12 protein-coding genes are annotated in these 18,753 nt (G+C 63.3%); 10 read left to right on the top strand and 2 right to left on the bottom strand.

The features are described 5' to 3' along the window. Window positions 1-142: 142 nt before the first annotated feature. The 6 genes from ISG32_RS08115 (at window position 143) to ISG32_RS08090 (ending at window position 11,031) form a co-directional block, all read left to right on the top strand. Window positions 143-844, top strand: coding sequence for a GNAT family N-acetyltransferase (locus tag ISG32_RS08115; RefSeq protein WP_194770517.1), 702 nt, complete (start codon window positions 143-145; stop codon window positions 842-844). Window positions 845-912: 68 nt separating this feature from the next. Continuing rightward, on the top strand, window positions 913-2,094 hold the full coding sequence (locus tag ISG32_RS08110; protein WP_194770516.1) for an MFS transporter: 1,182 nt from the start codon (window positions 913-915) through the stop codon (window positions 2,092-2,094). A 391-nt stretch (window positions 2,095-2,485) separates the two neighbouring features. Further along, window positions 2,486-3,649: an ABC transporter substrate-binding protein gene (locus ISG32_RS08105; RefSeq protein ID WP_194770515.1), complete on the top strand. Its 1,164-nt coding sequence runs from the start codon at window positions 2,486-2,488 to the stop codon at window positions 3,647-3,649. Between the two features lie 195 nt (window positions 3,650-3,844). Further along, the gene (locus tag ISG32_RS08100; protein WP_194770514.1) at window positions 3,845-5,143 is read left to right on the top strand and encodes an NAD(P)/FAD-dependent oxidoreductase; all 1,299 of its coding nucleotides are present in this window, start codon (window positions 3,845-3,847) and stop codon (window positions 5,141-5,143) included. A 182-nt stretch (window positions 5,144-5,325) separates the two neighbouring features. After that, a complete protein-coding gene (locus tag ISG32_RS08095) occupies window positions 5,326-6,261 on the top strand; it encodes a hypothetical protein (protein ID WP_194770513.1) in 936 nt (311 codons plus the stop codon). A 192-nt stretch (window positions 6,262-6,453) separates the two neighbouring features. Continuing rightward, window positions 6,454-11,031, top strand: coding sequence for an AAA domain-containing protein (locus tag ISG32_RS08090; protein ID WP_194770512.1), 4,578 nt, complete (start codon window positions 6,454-6,456; stop codon window positions 11,029-11,031). Between the two features lie 270 nt (window positions 11,032-11,301). Here the strand turns inward: ISG32_RS08090 and ISG32_RS08085 are convergent, their stop codons facing one another. Continuing rightward, window positions 11,302-11,943, bottom strand: a complete 642-nt coding sequence (locus tag ISG32_RS08085; protein ID WP_071037997.1) for a substrate-binding domain-containing protein — start codon at window positions 11,941-11,943, stop codon at window positions 11,302-11,304. 121 nt (window positions 11,944-12,064) lie between these two features. On the opposite strand from ISG32_RS08085, the gene ISG32_RS08080 reads away from it, so the two are divergent. Continuing rightward, window positions 12,065-12,370 (top strand): helix-turn-helix domain-containing protein, encoded by a 306-nt coding sequence (locus tag ISG32_RS08080; RefSeq protein ID WP_071037998.1) that lies wholly within the window; start codon window positions 12,065-12,067, stop codon window positions 12,368-12,370. Window positions 12,371-12,407: 37 nt separating this feature from the next. Here the strand turns inward: ISG32_RS08080 and ISG32_RS08075 are convergent, their stop codons facing one another. Then, entirely contained in the window at window positions 12,408-13,298 is an 891-nt protein-coding gene (locus ISG32_RS08075) for a LysR family transcriptional regulator (RefSeq protein WP_071037999.1), read from the bottom strand. Window positions 13,299-13,576: 278 nt separating this feature from the next. On the opposite strand from ISG32_RS08075, the gene ISG32_RS08070 reads away from it, so the two are divergent. Genes ISG32_RS08070 through ISG32_RS08060 form a run of 3 tightly spaced genes read left to right on the top strand, consistent with a single transcriptional unit; the run spans window position 13,577 to window position 18,745 of the window. Continuing rightward, window positions 13,577-14,491, top strand: coding sequence for a WYL domain-containing transcriptional regulator (locus ISG32_RS08070; protein WP_071038000.1), 915 nt, complete (start codon window positions 13,577-13,579; stop codon window positions 14,489-14,491). A 10-nt stretch (window positions 14,492-14,501) separates the two neighbouring features. Further along, window positions 14,502-14,969 (top strand): BREX-3 system P-loop-containing protein BrxF, encoded by a 468-nt coding sequence (gene brxF / locus ISG32_RS08065; RefSeq protein ID WP_181127558.1) that lies wholly within the window; start codon window positions 14,502-14,504, stop codon window positions 14,967-14,969. 35 nt (window positions 14,970-15,004) lie between these two features. Then, on the top strand, window positions 15,005-18,745 hold the full coding sequence (locus ISG32_RS08060) for a DUF6079 family protein (protein ID WP_228529679.1): 3,741 nt from the start codon (window positions 15,005-15,007) through the stop codon (window positions 18,743-18,745). Window positions 18,746-18,753: the final 8 nt, after the last annotated feature.

Below are 18,753 nucleotides of genomic sequence, written 5' to 3'. Positions count from 1 at the left end.
GGTGCTTTCCCGAGGGGAGTGCATTGCGCGGCGATTTCGTGGCACCATCAAATGTGCATGGAGTGGCGCTTTCTGGCAAGCCACGGCGGCGCTAGATTGCTGGCTGTCCCACCTCCTTGGCTTTGACCAGAAAGATGACACCATGTCCACCCGCATGAACGAATTCGACCAGCCCATCGGCCCCGCAATGCCCGACTGGACGCCGCGTGCGCAGCCCTCGGGCGTGACGCTCAAGGGCCGCTTCTGCCAGCTCGAGCCCATCGATCCCGCAAGACACGCGGCCGATCTGTTTGCGGCCTACCGGACGGCGCCACGCGGCTGGACCTACATGGTCGCCGGGCCGTTCGAGCGCGAGGAGGATTACCGCGCCTATGCCGAGACCATCGCCCAAAGTACCGACCCGCGCCACTATGCGGTGATCGATCTGGCTACGGGCAAGGCTGTGGGCACGCTCTCGCTGATGCGCATCGATCCGAACAACGGCGTGATCGAAGTCGGCAACGTGATGTTCTCGCCGCTTCTGCAGCAGACGCCGATCTCCACCGAGGCGCAGTATCTGCTCATGGCCTATGCATTCGATCAACTGGGCTACCGGCGGTATGAATGGAAGTGCGATGCGCTCAATCAGCCGTCGCGCACCACGGCGGACCGGCTGGGATTCACGTTTGAGGGCGTCTTCCGCCAAGTCGTGATCTACAAGGGCCGCAGCCGCGATACGGCGTGGTTTTCGATCATTGATTCGGAATGGCCGAGGGTGAAGGCGGGGTTTGAGCAATGGCTGGCCGCTGCCAACTTCACGGCTGACGGCAAGCAGAAGCAATCACTGAAGGCGCTGCGCGGTTGATGCGGCGGGCGGGGGCGTCATCGTCGGTTTCATCGAGAGCTTCGTCGTCGAGGTCGCTAGCGCTCGCGGTGCTTACCGGCGCCTATGTGCTGAGCCAGTTCTATCGCAGCTACGTGGCGGTGATCGCCACGCAGCTGATTGACGATCTGCATCTGTCGCCGCAGATGTTCGGGCTGTTTGCCGGGGCGCTGTATTTCACGTTCGCCTTTGCGCAGTTGCCGCTGGGGCTGGCGTTTGATCGCTATGGCGTGAGGCGGCCGGTGCTGTTTTGCATGGTGATCGGCAGCATGGGGGCGCTCGCGTTGCCGCTCACGCACAGCATTCCGGTGGCGATTGCGGCGCATGTGGGGCTGGGCATTGGCTGCGCGCCGCTCTACATGGGGTTGCTCAACTTCGTGCTTAAAACCGGCAATGGTGAGGAGCAGGTGCGCATCGTCACGCGGGCGAGCGCGATGGGCTATGTAGGTGCGGTGGCGGCCGGGCTTCCGCTGGCGTTTGGCGTGGCGATGATGGGCTGGCGCTGGTCGCTTGGCATCGTCGGGCTGCTGATGGTGGCTGCCACGGTGGGGGTGGCGCTCTCGCTGCATGAGGAGCCAGCAGCCGCCTCGCCACAGGCCGCTTCGGCTGCGGGTGATGCGGGATCGCCGCGCACCGCGATGACCTCGCGCATCGCCTTCGCCGCGCTGGTGCCGGTGAGCTTTGCCCTGATCGCTGGAGGCACGTTCCGCATGTCCTGGGGCGGCCCTTATTTCGCCGACATCTTTCAGTTCGATGTGGTGCAGCGCGGCTACGCGATGACGGCGGCGAGCCTGCTCGCGATGGCATGGGCGCTGTCGATCTCGCGCGTGCTGCGCGTCATGGCCGTCAAGACGCTGGTGCTGTGCACCTTCGCGGTGGGCGTGGCGTCGGCGCTGGTGCTCGCGCAATGGCCCGCGCAGAGCGCATGGCTCGGCGTCACGCTGGTGTGCGTGCTGTTCTGCGTGGGGTCGATGCATCCGCTCGTGATGGCTCAGGCCCGCTCGGTCGTGCCGCCACGCAGCCTCGGGCTGTGGCTTGGCCTGCTCAACAGCATGGTGTTCCTCGGCGTTGCGGTGAGCAACAGCGCCTTCGGGTGGATTGCGGAACAGGCCGCCCGGCAGGGAGTAGTGGGCGGCGCGATGTACACGCGGCTGTTTCTGTTCACCGCGTTGGTGATGTTCATCGGATGGCTTGGCGCGACGCTTGGCCCGGGGAATCGGGCGCCACCCTGAACCGCTTTTGTCTCGAACGCGGCCGCGTTCAAACACACCCGTTTTCGCTCTCGGCGCCGTTCATCGGCGCTGTTCTTTTTGCGCTTGCAAGCCTTGCACCAGACTGGATCCGTTTCGGGACCCAACACGGTGCAGGGCACTGCCGTGCACCAGAAAATTGCCTCGGGAAAACCACTATCGATTGCAGGATTGACCATTGAATTCATAACTGTCTACACTTACGACGGCAATTAAGAATGCAGTTTCAAAAACACTTTGAAACGACTTTGAGGAAGCGTTGAAAGCGCTTTGCTCATCAGCGGACAGGGCTTCAGGCCATGGCTCGTTTCTGCATTCGTTGGTCTCGTTCTTCGTCAATCCATTCATCGGTTTCTTTTTTCTGGAGCAGCACATGCACAAGTCAAGTCACTCTCGCAGTTCAGGTCATCGAATCCATCTGCCCACGCTGGTGGCCACGGCGGCGCTGCTGCTGTGCGCCGGGGGGGCGCAGGCGCAGTCCCCGGCGCCGCAGGCGGGCGGCACGATCAACATCGGCGCGGTGCTGCCGCTCACCGGCCCGAGCGCGACGGTGGGCGAGGACATCCGCCGTGGCGTGATGATGGGGGTGGACAAGGTCAACGAGCAGGGCGGGGTGCTCGGCAAGAAGCTGCACGTGATCGTCGAGGATTCGGGCAACAACCCGACGTCGGCGCTCTCGGCTGCGCGCAAGCTCGCCAACGTGGACAAGGTGCCCGCGGTGATGGGCGAATACTCGTCCAGCATCACGCTGCCGATGGCGCAATACCTCGTGAAGGAGGGCGTCACGCACATGAACATCGGCAGCAGCAGCATCAAGGTGAAAACGCTGGGCGATACCGCGTTCAACCTCATCGGCCTTGAAGACGCGGGCAACAAATACGCCGCCAAGGATATGCATGCCATGGGCAAGCGCAACGTGGCGGTGATCGCGCCGAACAACGCATACGGTCAGGGCGTGGCCGAGGGCTTCAAGAAGGAGTTCGAGGCGCTGGGCGGCAAGGTCGCGACCGAGCTGCTCTACACCGGCGGCCAGTCCACCTACCGTCGTGAGCTGCAGCAGCTCTCGCGAAGCAAGCCCGACGCGTATCTCTACACGGCCTACGGCCAGGAGTCCGCCGTCATCAACCGCGAGGCGTCCGAGCTGGGGCTGCGCGACGTTCCCTGGTACGCCTACATCATGAGCATGAGTGTGTCCGACACGCCGGCCGACATCGCACAGGGACAGATCGGCATGGAACTCGGCTCGGTCAAGGGCGATCTGGGCAAGGCCTATTCGGAGGCGTTCACGAAGAAGTTCAACGGCCCGTTCAAGACAGCGTTCAACGGCTACGCCTACGACGCCGTGCTGATGCTCGCCGCCGCCATGAACAAGGCCGGCGGCGCGACCTCGGCCGATGTGCAGAAGGGCTTGAAGCAGGTCTCGGCAGACGGATTCGTGGGCGTGACCGGGCCGATCAAGTTCGACGCCGGACGCCAGCGCATCGACCCGCCGTACGACATGCTGAAGTACGATGCGGGCAAGCTGATCGCTCGCTGAGCATGAGCGTTCCCTGAGAGCGTTATTGCGATCTCCACGCGCTCGCATTGCTTTGCATGTTGCATTTGCAATGCGGGCAGGGCGATGGCCGCCAGCGCGGCTGCCATCGCCCGGGCAGCGCCAGCTTCATTTGCCGCCGCAGACGTGAAGCGCTGCAAGTGTTTGATTCGGTTTACTTACTCGTCTAAAAGCAAGATGCACATTGCGCAGAACACGCACGGGCTCTGGGGTGCGACGGCGATTGCCGCGCCCGTCACGCAGCCGCTGGATCGGCAACTGAACGCGGATTTCGTGGTCATCGGAGCGGGCTTCACGGGGCTGTCGACGGCGCTGCATCTGGCCGAGGAGGGGGCGCGCTCCGTCGTCGTGCTCGAAGCGTCGGAGATCGGCTACGGCGCTTCCGGGCGCAACGCGGGGCTGGTCAACGCGGGCGCGTGGATCGCGCCCGAGGAACTACCCCGGCGCCTCGGCCCGGTGTATGGCAAGCGGCTGTTCGACACGCTGGGCAACGGGCCCGAGCAGGTCTACGGGCTGATCGCGCGCCACGGAATCGACTGCGATCCCGTGCGCCAGGGCAATCTGCATTGCGCGGTGGGCGCGAGCGGCCTCGCGTTGATCGAGGAGCGTGCGCGGCAGTGGCGCGCGCTCGGGATTCCCGTGGAGCTGCTCGATGCCACGCAGACCGCCGCGCTGGTCGGCAGCGATCGATTCACCGGCGCGCTGCGTGACCCGCGCACCGGCACCATCCAGCCGCTGAGCTACGTGCGCGGCCTCGCCCGCGTGGCAACGCAGCTCGGCGTGCGGATCTTCACGCAGACGGCGGTGGTTGGCAAACACAAGCAGGGCGACGTGTGGCAATTGCGCACGTCGACGGGGCATGTGGTGAGCACCCCGCAGGTCGTGGTGGCCAGCAACACGCGGCAGGAGGGGCGTGACGACGCCTGGCCGGAGCTGCAGAGCGACGCGATCCGCATGCCGTACTTCAACATGGCGACCGAGCCGCTGTCACAAGCCTTGCGGAGCAAGATCCTGCCGCAGGGCCAGGGCGCGTGGGACACGGCCACGGTGCTGTCATCGTTTCGGATGGACCGCGCCGGGCGGCTGGTCTATGGCAGCGTCGGCTCGCTCGCCGACTGGTCGCGCGGCACCCACAGGGACTGGGTGCGGCGCGCGATGACGCGGCTCTATCCCGAACTGCGCGACACGCGGATCGAGCACGCATGGCATGGCTACATTGACGTGACCGCCAACCATCTGCCGCATCTGCATCAGCCTGACGACAACGTCTGGGCGTTTGGCGGATACAACGGTCGCGGCATCGCTGCGGGCACCGTGCTGGGCCGCGAACTGGCGCGCGTGCTGGTCGGGCGCATGGATGCGGTCGACATGTCGCTCGCGCCGAGCGCGATCCGTCCGCTGCCGTTCAAGCGCACGCGAGAGCTGTTCTACGACGCGGGCGCAGTGGCGGCTCACGCGGTCAACGCACGGTTCTGAGAAAGTCAACGCGCTCTGGGCTCACGGGCTGTAAACATTTCTTTCCAATACCCCACCATCGTGGGGTAGCTCACTGCAGTACGCTCTGTTACTTTATCTTTATTGATCGATATATTAACTTTGATAGTTAATGCATGAGGAGATTCGATCAACAACCTGCTGCAGAGAGCGGAAAGAACACAATGAACGTGAAACAACTGACCTGGCGCCTGTGCCCAATCGTGATCGCCGGTTTGCTGGCGGCGTGCGGAGGCAGCGATGACGGAGGTGGAAGCACCACCGACCCGACGACGCCGACCAATCCAACGAATCCCACCAACCCCACAAACCCGACTGATCCGTCGACCCCCACGAACCCCACCAATCCGACGAATCCGTCCGATCCGAATCTGGGCTATGTGGTCTCGGGCAGTCTCGTGGGACTGGCGAGCGGCAAGATCGTCACGCTGCAGAACAACGGCGGTGACGATCTGCGCCTGCAGGCCAATGGCAAGTTCGCGTTCGCCAAGGTGGTGGCCAACGGCGGCAGCTATGTCGTCACCGTGTCCGCCCAGCCGGATGGTCAGACCTGCACCGTCAGCAACGCATCGGGCAAGGTGAGCGCCGACGTGAGCAACGTGGGCGTGGTCTGCGAGACCAACGCCGTGACCCCCACGCCCACGCCGTCGCCCGCCGATGCGCTCGTCGGTCGCTGGGTGCCCAATGGCTGTGGCAATCTCGATGTCGGGGGCACCGACGGGACCTACCGCGACTACCACAACCACATCCGCACCGGCAGTGACACGTTCGCCGTCACGTCGGGCCGCTACAGCTATTCTGGCGGCAACTGCAGCGGATCACGCAGTGACAGCGTCAGCAGCTACGTCACGGAAACCATCCGTGTACTGAGTTCGGAGGTGGTCAAGGGATACACCGTGCATCGGGTGATGAGCGTGCCCCAAGGCCCCACCGGCCCGATGACCGATTACGCATTCCAGCGCTCCATCACCTTCGCGCCGGGTGGCCAGGTGTGCCTGATGTCGCGTACCGAGACCTTCACCGCCGCTGAAATCGTAGAGGGTACGGTCGAGAACATCGCGGACAAGGATCAGACCAACTGCGGCATCTGGGTGCGTTGAGCGGCCCGCCTTGGCAAAAAACGTGTCGACGATCTCTGTGCGGTCCGCAGGTGCGGCTTCGCGCCGAGATCGCCGACAGGTTCTCAAAATTTTTCTCCGGCACGCGATTGCACGCCGTCATTGATGGTCCAATCGATGACAGCGTCCGATGGTTTCAGACGCACTGAATTTCGCATACCGGAGATGGGGTAGATGCCTGAGGCAAAAGAGCAGCTCAGCAACTTGCTGTCGTACATATTGGAGCAGGACAAGGACATTGACCCGCGCGGGTTCAAGCTCCAGGGCTACAAGGATTTCATCATCGCGCAGCAGGCGCTCTCGCCGCTGCCGGGCATCGAGCTCAACACCGAGGACGAGGAAGGCGCAGTCTGGCTGTGCGTGCACCGCCTCGTGCCGATTGCGCCGCCTGCGGTGGGCTATCTCGAACATCGCGATTACCTGATCATCGGCGAGTCCCCGAAGGATGCCGCGCCGCGCATTGACGACAAGCGCGTGGCGGCGCTCGAGGCGCTGCGCGAGGAGCAGGATCGGCGCCTGATGGAAGAAGGCGTGATCGTCAAGCGCGCCTTCAGCACCGTGACCGACGAGGCCAGCTCCGTACTCGCGCACTACTTGCCGCTGTGGCAATCGTGGGCGGATGAAGAGGCCGCGCGTCGCCAGTCCATTGCGCTGTACAGCCAGTTGTTCGCGCTCAAGACGCAGATGGAGCTCGAGACCAGCCTCAAGCCTGTCGAGGTGGTCTGGGGCATGGCGGTGGCTGCGTGGAAGCTCGCGAGCGAGCGCCATGGTCGAGTCGACTATCAGTACCCTCTGCTGACGCAGGCGGTGGATATTTCGGTCGATGCGGTGTCGCTCGCGATCGAGGTGCGGCCACGCTCGACGGTCCATCCGCGACTCGAGTTCGATGCGCTCACGCACTGCAATGTGGCGCTCGCGGCCGAGGTGGAAAACGCGGCGCGGCGGCAACTGGCGGAGTCTGAAAACGCGCTCTCGCCATTTGATCCGGCGAGCTACGAGCCGCTCGCGCGGTTCGTCGCCGGCAATCTGCACGAACGCGGCACCTACGATCCTGAATTGCTGGACTTTCCCGCGATCGGTGACGAGTTCATCGTCTCGAACGCCGCCGTGCTGTTCGCGCGTCCCAAGCCCAGCAACTATCTGCATGAAGACATCCTGCGCCTGCAGCAGCGCATAGCCCAGGCGGACAGCCTTCCCAGCGCCGCGCTGATGCTGGTGACGCCGCCCAGCGACGCCACGCCCGACATCGAGCCCCTGAGCTTTCGCGGCATGTCCGGCCACACGCGTGCGGGGTCGGGCGCGAATGCCGGACCCGTGCGCGAGCTGTACTTTCCGCTGGCCTACAACCAGGAGCAGGTCACCGTCATCGAGCAGCTCGAGCGCACCGATGGCGTGGTGGTGCAGGGCCCGCCCGGCACCGGCAAGACGCATACCATCGCCAACATCATCTGCCATTTTCTGGCAACGGGCCGCAAGGTGCTGGTCACCTCCAAGGGCGAGCCGGCGCTCACCGTGCTGCGCAGCAAGATTCCTGAGGAAGTGCGCGCGCTCACCGTCGCACTGCTTGCGGGCGACCGCGAGGGCATGCGGCAGTTCCAGACCTCCATCGAGACCATCACGCATCGCGTCTCGCAACTGCAGCCCGCGCAGACCGAAACGCTGATCGCCAACCTCGGCAGCGAGGTCACGCAGGCCCATGCGAGGCTCTCGGACATCGACCGCCGCATCAACGAGATGGCGCGCGAGCAGCTCACGTCCATCGAAGTGGACGGCGTGCCCATGCGGCCCGAGGCCATGGCGCAGCTGGTCGTCGATGGCGAGGCAGCGCATGGCTGGTTTCCCGACACGCTGACGCTGCGCCCCGAACATGCCGCGCCGCTCAGCGAAGAAGAGGGCGCGCAGTTGCGCGATGCGCGCCGCCAGCTCGGCGGCGACATCGGGCTGCTGGGCGAATCACTGCTGCATGCGGGCGATCTGCCCGCCGTTGCCGACGTGGGCGAATGGCAGCAGGCACTGCTCGCCGAGCACGAACTTGAGGATGCCGAGCGCAGCGGTGCGCTGGAACGCCTGGCGTCGACTTCGCCCGAATCGCTGGCGCGCGCGCACGATCTCAAAAGCCATCTCGACAAAGTGCTTGCCGTCGTGCGCGAGCTGGACGAGTCGGGTGATGACTGGTGGCCCATGCTGCGTCAGCGCCTTGGCCAGAGCCGTTTTTCGGTGGAGCGTCAGGCGCTCGAGGCGCTGCTTGACGATGTGCTCAAGCTCGAGCTTGCGCGTTCGGCGTTTCTGCAGCGTCCGGTGACCGTGCCACCCGGCGCGTTCGAGAACGCCAAGGTGCGCGAGGCCATCGCCAAGGGGGCTGAAGACGGCAAACCCTTCGGCTTTCTCTCGTTCGGGATGGGCGACGTCAAAACCGTGGTCGCGGAATTCCGCGTCGCCGGACTGGAGCCTGTCGGGGCCGAGGACTGGAAGCATGTGCGCCGATATCAGCAGCTGCACAGCCACGTGCTCTCGTTCACCACGCGCTGGAATGAGGTGGCCGGGCTGCTCGGGATTCCCAAGTTCACGGGTGGCGTGGAGATCCTGCGGGCGCTCTCGCTCACCGCGCGCACCGTCACGGGCGTGCATGAACTGGTCGCGCGGCTCGACGTCGAATCCGTGCGGCTTGCCGAGCAAGTGTTCGCCACGCCGCCCATCGACAAGCTCAGGCAGGGCCAGCCGGACCTGCTGCTCATCCGCGCGCAGCTGGATCGGCATCTGAGCCGCGCCCAGCTCGCCAAGGCGCAGGCGGCGGTGGCGCGCTTTCGCGAATCGCTCGCCAACCAGACCGCGCATCTCGTGCCTGAACTGCGGGCGTTCGCGGCCGACGTGCTCGGTGCGCACGCGCAGACGCCAACGCAGGTCGAGCAGGCCTATGCGGTGATCCTCGACGAGGTGCGCCGCATCGAGTCGCTGAAGCCGCAACTGCAGCAGCTCGACGCGCTGACGCGGCGCGTGCATCAGGCGGGCGCGTTGCAGCTCGCGTGGAAGCTGCGCACCCAGCCGCTCGCCGCCTCGGGCGACGATCCGCATTGGCCGAGCAACTGGCGCGATGCGTGGCGGTACCGGCGCATGTCCGGCTGCCTCGCCGAGTTTGCCGGCGCTGCCGAGCTCAAGTCGCTGTCACGCGAACGCAAGGAACTTGAAAAGCGCTTGTCCAAGCTCTATACCGATCTTGTCACCGAATCTGCGTGGCTGTCGACCCGCAACGGCGCGTCGCAGAAGGTGCTGTCCGCGCTCGAGGCCTACAAGGTCGCGATCCGCAAGATCGGCAAGGGCACGGGCGCCAACGTCGGCACGCACCGGCGCGATGCGCAGCGCGCCATGCAGGACGCTCAGGGCGCGATTCCCTGCTGGATCATGAGCCACGCCAAGGTCTCGGAATCGCTGCCCGCCGACCTCGGTGCGTTCGATCTCGTCATCGTCGACGAGGCCAGTCAGTCCAGCATGTGGGCGCTGCCCGCGATTCTGCGCGCCAAGAAGATTCTGGTGGTGGGCGACGACAAGCAGGTCTCGCCCGATGGAGCGTTCATCTCCGCGGCCCGTATCCAGGAACTGCGCGACCGTTTTCTTGCCGATCAGCCGTTCGCGCCGGTCATGACCATCGACCGCTCGCTCTACGATCTCGCATCGACCGTGTTCGCGTCGCAGCGCGTGATGTTGCGCGAGCATTTCCGCTGCGTACCGGCCATCATCGCCTACAGCAACACGGCGTTCTATGGCGAGCAGATCCAGCCGCTGCGCATCCCGAAGGCGTCCGAGCGCATGGATCCTCCGCTGGTCGACATCTTCGTGCGCGGCGGCCAGCGCGATGGCCGCGACATCAACGCGCTGGAGGCGGACGCCATCGTCGCCGAGATCGAGGCCATCGTCGCCGATCCCGACATGGCGGGCCGCAGCATCGGCGTGGTCTCGCTGCTTGGTCTCGAGCAGGCCAAGCACATCGACACGCTGGTGCGCGCGCGCGTCGACGCCAAGGAGCTGCTCGAACGTGACTTCTACTGCGGCGACGCGAGCATGTTCCAGGGCGGCGAGCGCGACATCATGTTCCTGTCGATGGTGGTCTCGCCGGGCCTGAGCACGGCGCGTTCGGGCACCAGCGCCGAGCAGCGCTTCAACGTCGCCGCCAGCCGCGCGCGCGACCGCATGGTGCTCGTGCGCTCGGTCACGCTCGAAGACCTTTCCGACAAGGATCTGCGGCAAGGCCTGCTGCGGCACTTCGCCATGCCCACCGCTACGGCCGGACACGATGCGACCAACCTCGCGGCCCTGTGCGAATCGGGATTCGAGAAGGACGTCTTCAACGCGCTGGTCGAGCTCGGCTACCGCGTGACCCCGCAGGTCAAGTCCGGCGTCTACCGCATCGACATGGTGGTGGAGGGCGGCGAAGACCGACGCCTTGCCATCGAATGCGACGGCGACGCCTACCACGGCCCCGACCGCTGGCCCGCGGACATGGCCCGCCAACGCGTGCTGGAGCGCGCAGGCTGGACTTTCTGGCGCTGCTTTGCCTCCACCTGGAAACTGTCGCGTGAACACTGCATCGCCGACCTGGTGGAGACACTGGACGCGCTGGGCATAGCGCGACTGGGCGCGATCGAGCGCATCCCCGCGCTGGTCGAGCACCGCGTATGGCCCGTGGTGTCCACGCCGCCGGAAGACGCCGCCAATGAAGCGCCAGCACAGTTGTCGGAAGAAGCGTTGGAGGCCTGAGGCAAGCCGGTCAACCCGTGTGATCCACGGGTTGGCTTGTCGCCTGAAGTGATGGAGCTTGAGTGGGCTCTGGAGCGGGTGATGGGAATCGATCCAATCATTCAACCCATTGATTAATAACGGGTTTCCCAAGTTCGGATGTCCGGTTTGGGCCGTAAATGATACCAGTTTTGCCCTCCTGATGGATAGATGCATCCACTGCGGTCTTAGGGCAGCCACTGACAGCCACTGAGTTGTGTGCCCAGCGGCCTGCTCCTAAGCGAAGCGGCATCAGGCGCCCTGAGCTTGTGCTACATGCAGAGCTCTGCTCTCGAATCGCACGGAAACAGAGTTCGCTTGCCCCTGGGGCCTATGCAGGTGCGTCACGATCTCGTAGGGGCCGTCGTCCAGGGGGCGCATGCTGACTCCCCATCCATGGGCGTGCTTGATGCGCGATTGCGCGGATAGCCCGACACCGTAGCCGGCAGAAACCCATAGCGCCATCATCTCGAAAGACGTCACGTATTGAAGTTTTTGCGGGTCGGCGGACGGGAGCGAGAGCAGCCGATGGTCCAGTGAAGAACAGGCCTCAGCCTGCAAGCGAAAGATCGGGTAGTTCTGTAGGTCAGCGATGGTGAGCGATGCCTGATCCAGCAATGGAAACCGCAGCGGCATCGCAACGGCCATGCTCTCAACCCACAAGGGCTGGGTTTGGATGACCGGATCGCTCGCCTCTTGAAGCGACACCCCTACGTCGTAGCGGCCTTCACGAAGTCCATCAAGCAACTCGTCACCTGCAACCTCAAAGAACCCGATGCTGACCTCTGGTTCTTGCGCACGTTGCAGCGCGAGCAGCGCCGAAAGCCGAGATGACGATACGCCTGGCGCTATCGCAAACCTGAGGTGGGCGGGCTGGCTGGTGATGTTGTCCATGGAGAACCCACAGAAGCGACAAAGCAGGTCAAGGGCAAACCAGCATCATAGTAAAGAGAGAACTTTAACGTCTATATGTTTAACGTGGTTAATTTAAGAGGATTGTTTGACGCTTCTGACGATGCAGAAGCTTACTATTCAGCCAGGTCGTCCACCTGGCACACCCACCTATGAATCCGAACCAGCATTAGCTTTCGGGCGGGCCGTGCGCGCGGCCCGCGTCGCGCACGGCGTCGCTCAAGACGACTTTGCATTTCAGGCTGGAATATCGCGTTCACACATGGGCAAGATCGAACGCGGGGAGCATGTGCCGACGCTTCCCCTGATACTGAAAATTGCCGCCGCGCTCGGGATCAGCGCCAGCGAGTTGATGGCGGCGACTGAAAAGAACCTCAACTCTGGCAGTGAGCCGCAAGACTCGCCATAAACAGCCGCGAACTTCAGTTACAGCTCGTGCCGCCGCATCAATCGCCCGAGTGCTCGCGCAGGCGCGCAATGAACCGCTCCACCGATACCGGCAAATCCTCGCTGACGGGCCGCAGCAAGTAGGTCGTGATGATCGCGGAATCCATAGCCAGTGGACGGATCACCACATCGGGGCGCGGGCTCGCCGCGACCCTGGTTGCCGTGATGAAGCCAACGCCGTAGCCAGCACCGACCAGGGTGAGCATCATATCCAGCGAGGACACATGCTCGACAACGTCGGGCTCACGCTCCAACGGCCGCAGCAGCCGCGTCAGTTCGCGGTAGCAGCCTTCGCATGTCTGCGGGTCGCATAAGACCAGTGGGTAGCTCGCAAGCTGGTGCAGCGGAACGGCCTTGTGTGAAAGCAAAGGGTGCCGGGCAGGTACGGCGACCACCAGCGAGTCGTGCCAGAGCGGCTCGGTCACGATGTCATCGCCGACCTCCGCCGTGTGCGCGAACCCGATCGAGAAGTCGCCCGAGCGTAGCCCGCGCAACTGCTCGGCCAACGGCACTTCGGACAGACGAATCTCGATCTCCGGCTCTTCCTCGCGGCAACGGGCCAGGAGGGCTGACAGCCGGGGATCGATGGCGCCGTCGGACACTGCAATGCGAAGGCTTCCGCTCAGGCCCGAGGCGACCGCCTGGACGTTCTCCTGAGCCTGCTTCAGCGCGGCGAACACCCTGCGCACGTCTTGCAGGAAAGTTGCGCCCGCCTCGGTAAGCACCGTACCTCGGCGGTTGCGCACGAAGAGCACTGCACCCAGGTCGTCTTCAAGCTCCTTGATGGCGCGGGACAAGGGTGGTTGTTCGATATGTAGGCGCTCGGCGGCCCGTGTGAAGTGCAGCTCCTCTGCGAGAGCCACAAAGCAGCGAAGGTGTCGCAGTTCCATGGGCCGTGCTCCTGCTCCCTATCAAGGATCTATTCGCACCAGTCTTCGTCCGCGATGGCCTGCTGGATGCACCCCATTCCACGCCGATCCTGGTGCGCTCCGCTGGGCTGATTGCCTACTCGTCCACATCAGATCTCTCATTTGCGCCTTAAAAAATGGTTATCATAATGCAGCATACTAGCAAATCAACTTAGATTTATAGACGTCTTTTCAAGCAGCTCATATACTTTCTGCAGAAACCCGCATAAGCATTCGTTATTCCGAACGAGTCAACCAGAATGCCCCACGAACAACTTACCGATCTAACCCAGCCACAACGCGACCGCCTCGCGTTCGTGGAGTTGCGCCTGCGCTTCATGGGGGAGATGCGCCGCCAGGATCTGGTCACGCGCTTTGCTATCCAGTCCGCTGCTGCGTCCAGGGATCTGGCGCTGTACAAGGAGCTTGCCCCGGGCAACATCGACTACGACGGCAAAGGCAAGTGCTACGTCCTTGGGCCGAGCTTCCAGCCGATCTTCACCTTCCCGCCCGAGCGGGCGTTGTCGTGGCTGACGCAGGGGTTTGGCGACGGTGAACCAATGCACATCAAGGCGTGGGTGGCCAGCGAGAGCCCGTCCCGGCTCACCCATCCTGACCTGGACATCCTGGCGAGCGTGACTCGTGCCATCCACCACGAATGCCCGCTGGGTATCGAGTACCACTCCATCTCCAGTGGCCGCACCACACGCGAGATCGTCCCGTTCGCGTTGATCGACAACGGCCTGCGCTGGCACGTCCGCGCCTTCGACCGCAAATCGCAGGAGTTCCGGGATTTTGTCATCACCCGCATCAAGCGCCCTGTGGTGCGCAAGGGGCAGCCCGTGGCGCCCCACGAAATGAACGATCAGGACATTCAGTGGACACGGATTGTCGAGCTGGAGCTGGTTCCTCACCCGGATCAGCCCCGGCCAGAAATCACCGAAATGGACTACGGCATGCAGGGCGGCGTGTTGCACATGAAGCTACGCGCCGCCACCGCCGGCTACATCCTGCGCAAATGGAGTGTGGACTGCTCCCCCGACCATAGCCTGCGCGGCCCTGAGTACCGGCTTTGGTTGAGGAACCACCTCGCCATCTATGGAGTGCGCAGTGCGGTGCTGGCGCCGGGTTATCGCTCCCCTGATCAACACCGGCTCGAAGCCGAGACAGACTGATTGGATGAGCATGCTCGCAAAACTGGAACGACTCATCGGCGAAATCGGCGACCTCAACAGCAAGTTGATCCTGCTGGTCGGCCCCAGCCGCAGTGGCAAGACCCAACTGCTGCGCCAGCTCAGCGCCAAGCTCAACATCGAGCCGCTCAACGTTGGCCTGGAGCTGGGGCGCCGGCTGGCCGCCACGCCGAACAACAAGCGCGGCTTCTCGGCAGGCGAACTGCTGCGCGAGATCGCGCTGCTTGAACAATTCGGGGAACGAACCGAAACCCCGCTGCTGCTCGACAACCTGGAGTTGCTGTTCGAGCCCAGCTTGCAGATCAACCCGCTTGACCTCGTCAGGCGGCTGGCTCACTCCAAGCGCGTCGTGGCCGTCTGGCCTGGCGAGCTGCGCGGTGATCGGCTGATCTACGCCGACATGAGCCATCCAGAACATCGTGACTACAGCCAGGACGGTGTGGTCGTACTCGAAATTTGACCGAATTTACGAAAACTGCGGGAAGAGAGAAACCTATGGGCACGAACATGAAATACGGAGATTTGATCCAGTTCGAGCAGATCGAGTCAGTCATTCAACTGCTCGATGCCGGACGCCCGGACGAAGCCAAGAAGCTCGTCGCCACCTATGTCATCTCCGACGACATGGCCGAGCGGATCTCCAAGCTCATGGTTCCCCAGCTCAGTTTCGAGGATTCGGTCGATCACAAGGGCGTGCTGATCGTCGGCAACTACGGCACCGGTAAATCGCACTTGATGTCGGTGCTGTCGCTGGTGGCAGAAGACGCCGCTTATGCGCCGATGATTCGCCACCCCAAGGTCGCCGAGGCGGTTGCCTCCATCGCCGGAAAATTCAAGGTTCTTCGCATCGAGGTGGGCGGTCTGGAAATGCCGCTGCGCCAGGTCATCACCCAGCAGCTTGAGCGCTTCCTCGACAAACTGGGCGTCAGCTACAGCTTCCCGCCGGCAGATCAAGAACTCAACAACAAAGAGTCTCTTGAAGAAATGATGGCGGCCTTCCATGAGGTCTACCCAGACCAGGGCCTGCTGCTGGTGGTCGATGAGTTCCTGGAATACCTGCAATCGCGCAAAGACAACGAACTGATTCGCGACTTGGCAATCCTCCGTCAGATCGGCGAAGTCACCAAACATCTCAAGTTCCGCTTCGTGGCCGGCGTGCAGGAAGCCATCTTCGACAGCGTGCGCTTCCAGCACGTCGCCGACAGCATGCGCCGAGTCAACGAGCGCTTCACCCAAATCCTCATCGACCGCCAGGACGTCAGCTTCGTCGTCTCCGCGCGCCTGCTCAAGAAGACGGCTGACCAGCAGAACAAGATCCGCGAATACCTCACGCCGTTCGCCAAGTTCTACGGCTCCATGAACGAGCGCATGGACGAGTACGTGCGGCTGTTCCCGGTGCACCCGGACTACCTGAAGACCTTTGAGCAGATCCACTTCACCGAGAAGCGCGGTGCACTCAAGACCATCGAGGCCGCCATGCTGGCCATCCTCGACCAGGAAGTGCCCGCCGACAAGCCGCTGTTCATCAGCTACGAGAGTTTCTGGAACACCATCAAGGCCAACTCTGTCTTGCGCGCCGACCCGAACATCAAGGAAGTGATGCGCGTGTCCGAAGTGCTGGAGTCCCGCGTGCAGCAGGCTTTCACGCGCCCGGCCTACAAGCCGATGGCACTGCGCGTCATCAATGCGTTGGCCGTCCACCGCTTGACCACCGGTGGCGACATCCACATCCCCATCGGCCCCACCGCAGCCGAACTGCGCGACGCCCTGTGTCTGTTCCAGCCTGGCGTGGAGGACATGCCCGGCGACCCGGCCGAGAACCTGCTGTCGATGGTGCAAACCGTGATGCGGGAAGTGCTGAAGACCGTCAACGGCCAGTTCATCTCCAAGGCGCCGGACACCGAGCAGTACTACCTCGATCTCAAGAAAGACATCGACTACGACGCGCAGATCGAAAAACGCGCCGAAGCCTTGTCCGACGACGCGCTGGATCGCGCCTACTACAGCGCCATCAAGGCGCTGATGGAGTGCAGCGACGACCTACGCTACCCCGGTTTCCAGATCTGGCAGTACCAGGTCGAATGGCAAGAACGTCGCGTCGAGCGCATGGGCTACCTGTTCTTTGGCGCGCCGAACGACCGGCCCACGGCACAGCCTGAGCGTGACTTCTACATTTACTTCATCCAGCCATTCGACAGGCCGAAATTCAGCGATGCCAACCTGGCGGACGAGGTGTTCTTCCGTCTGAAGTCACCCGACGAAGACTACAAACGCTATCTGTCGCAATACGCTGCGGCACTGGACCTGGCATCCACCGCCAGCGGCGGCGCGAAGGCCGTCTACCTATCCAAAGCCCAGGACTCGCTGCGGTCCATGAGCAAGTGGCTGCAAGAAAAGCAGATGACCGCGTTCGAGGTCACCTACCAAGGCAAGACCAAGACGCTACAGGACTGGGCCAAGGGCGTGTCCCTGCGCGAGCGGGCACGCCTGGGTCCGGAAGAACGCATCAACTTCCGCGACGTGGTGAACATAGTCTCTGGCTTGGCACTGGGCCAGCGCTTTGCTGACATCGCGCCTGAATACCCCACGTTCTCGGTGCTGGTCACCGAAGCCAACCGCAAGCAATTGGTGGGCAACGCACTGCGCGCACTGGCAGGTGGAACGCGAACCAAGGATGCCGTTGCCATTCTCGATGCGCTGGAACTGCTCGATGGCGACCGCGTTGATCCCGCCAACTCCCGCTACGCGCAAGAGGTGCTGAGCCGCCTCAAGGCTAAAGGCCACGGCCAAGTGCTCAACCGCAACGAACTGCTGTCTGGCTCGTCCGACATCGAGTATTTCGCGCCGATCAAGTACCGGCTGGAGCCCGACCTGCTGGTCACCGTGCTGGGCGGCCTGGTCTATTCCGGTGACCTCGTGCTGTCCATCACTGGCGACAAGATCGACTCCGGCAAGCTGGCGCAACTCGCAGAGCGCTCGCTGGAAGAACTCAAGCAGTTCAAGCATGTCGAGGCCCCCAAGGAGATCAACCTCGCCGTGCTACGCGCCTTGTTCGAGCTGTTCGATCTGCCATCCGGCCTGGCTCAGAAGGCCAGCCAAGGCGATACCGAACCCGTCATCAAGCTGCAAGAGAAGGTCAGCGCGCAGGTAGCCCGGATGCTCAAGGCCGGTTCCGACCTGCAGCAAGGCAAGCTCGGCTTCTGGGGCCAGAACCTGCTGCGCGAAGAAGAAGCCAAAGACTGGTACGCCCGACTCGACTCGCTGAAAAAGTTCACCGAGTCGCTGACGCCGTACAACACCGTCGGCAAGCTCAAGAACCTGCGCGTGACGCCGGATGATCTGGATAGCCAGAAGAAGAATCTGGAGATTCTCGCCGCCGTTGAGCGCCTGCTCGAATTGGTCGCGGATCTGGGTGGCACGGCGTCTTACCTCTCCCAGGCCGAGATGGTGCTGCCCACCGAGCATCCGTGGGTGAAGCAAGCCGAGGCAGCCCGCAAAGCCCTACAAGACAAGCTGAGCCAGGACCGCACGGCTGAGCACGCTTCTGAGTACCGGCAAACCCTGGGCCAGCTCAAGAAGGACTACATCGCTGCTTACATCGCCAGCCACAGCAAGGCACGGCTTGGCGTGGCCGAAGACAAGACCCGCAATGCCCTGCGTCGCGACGAGCGCCTGCTGGCACTGCGCGTATTGGCCGGCGTGTCGTTGATGCCCACTAGCCAACTCACCGCGTTCGAGGAATCCCTCAATGGCCTGAAGAGCTGCTCGTCGCTGGATGAGCCGACGCTGGTCACGACCGCCGTCTGCCCGCACTGCCAGTTTCGCCCGTCCGCTGAGCAACTGGAACTGCTGCCCGCCGCCAACCGCCTGCACAAGCTGGACGACGATCTGGACGAATTGCTGGCCAACTGGCAGCAAACCCTGCTGGAGAACCTGGAAGACCCGTTCACCCAGGAGAGCCTGAGCCTGTTGCCCACCGCCAGCAAAAAGCTGATCGACGCCTTCCTAGCCTCACGCACGCTGCCGGCCCCATTGACCCAAGAGTTCGCCAACGCCGTGCAAGAGGCGCTGTCGGGATTGGAGAAGATCGAAGTCAAGAGCGACGAGATCAAGCGGGCGCTGCTGCAAGGCGGCTCACCCGCCACGCCGGACGACCTGCGCAAACGCTTTGATGCACTGATCAGTGACCGTAGCAAAGGCAAAGATGCCACCAAGCTGCGCTTCGTGATCGAGTGAAGGAGAAC

It is taken from the genome of Diaphorobacter caeni (assembly GCF_015354245.1).
Classification (GTDB): domain Bacteria; phylum Pseudomonadota; class Gammaproteobacteria; order Burkholderiales; family Burkholderiaceae_C; genus Diaphorobacter_A; species Diaphorobacter_A caeni.
The sequence above is the reverse complement of the archived record's forward strand: the minus strand, read 5'-3'. Positions and strand labels throughout refer to the sequence as shown.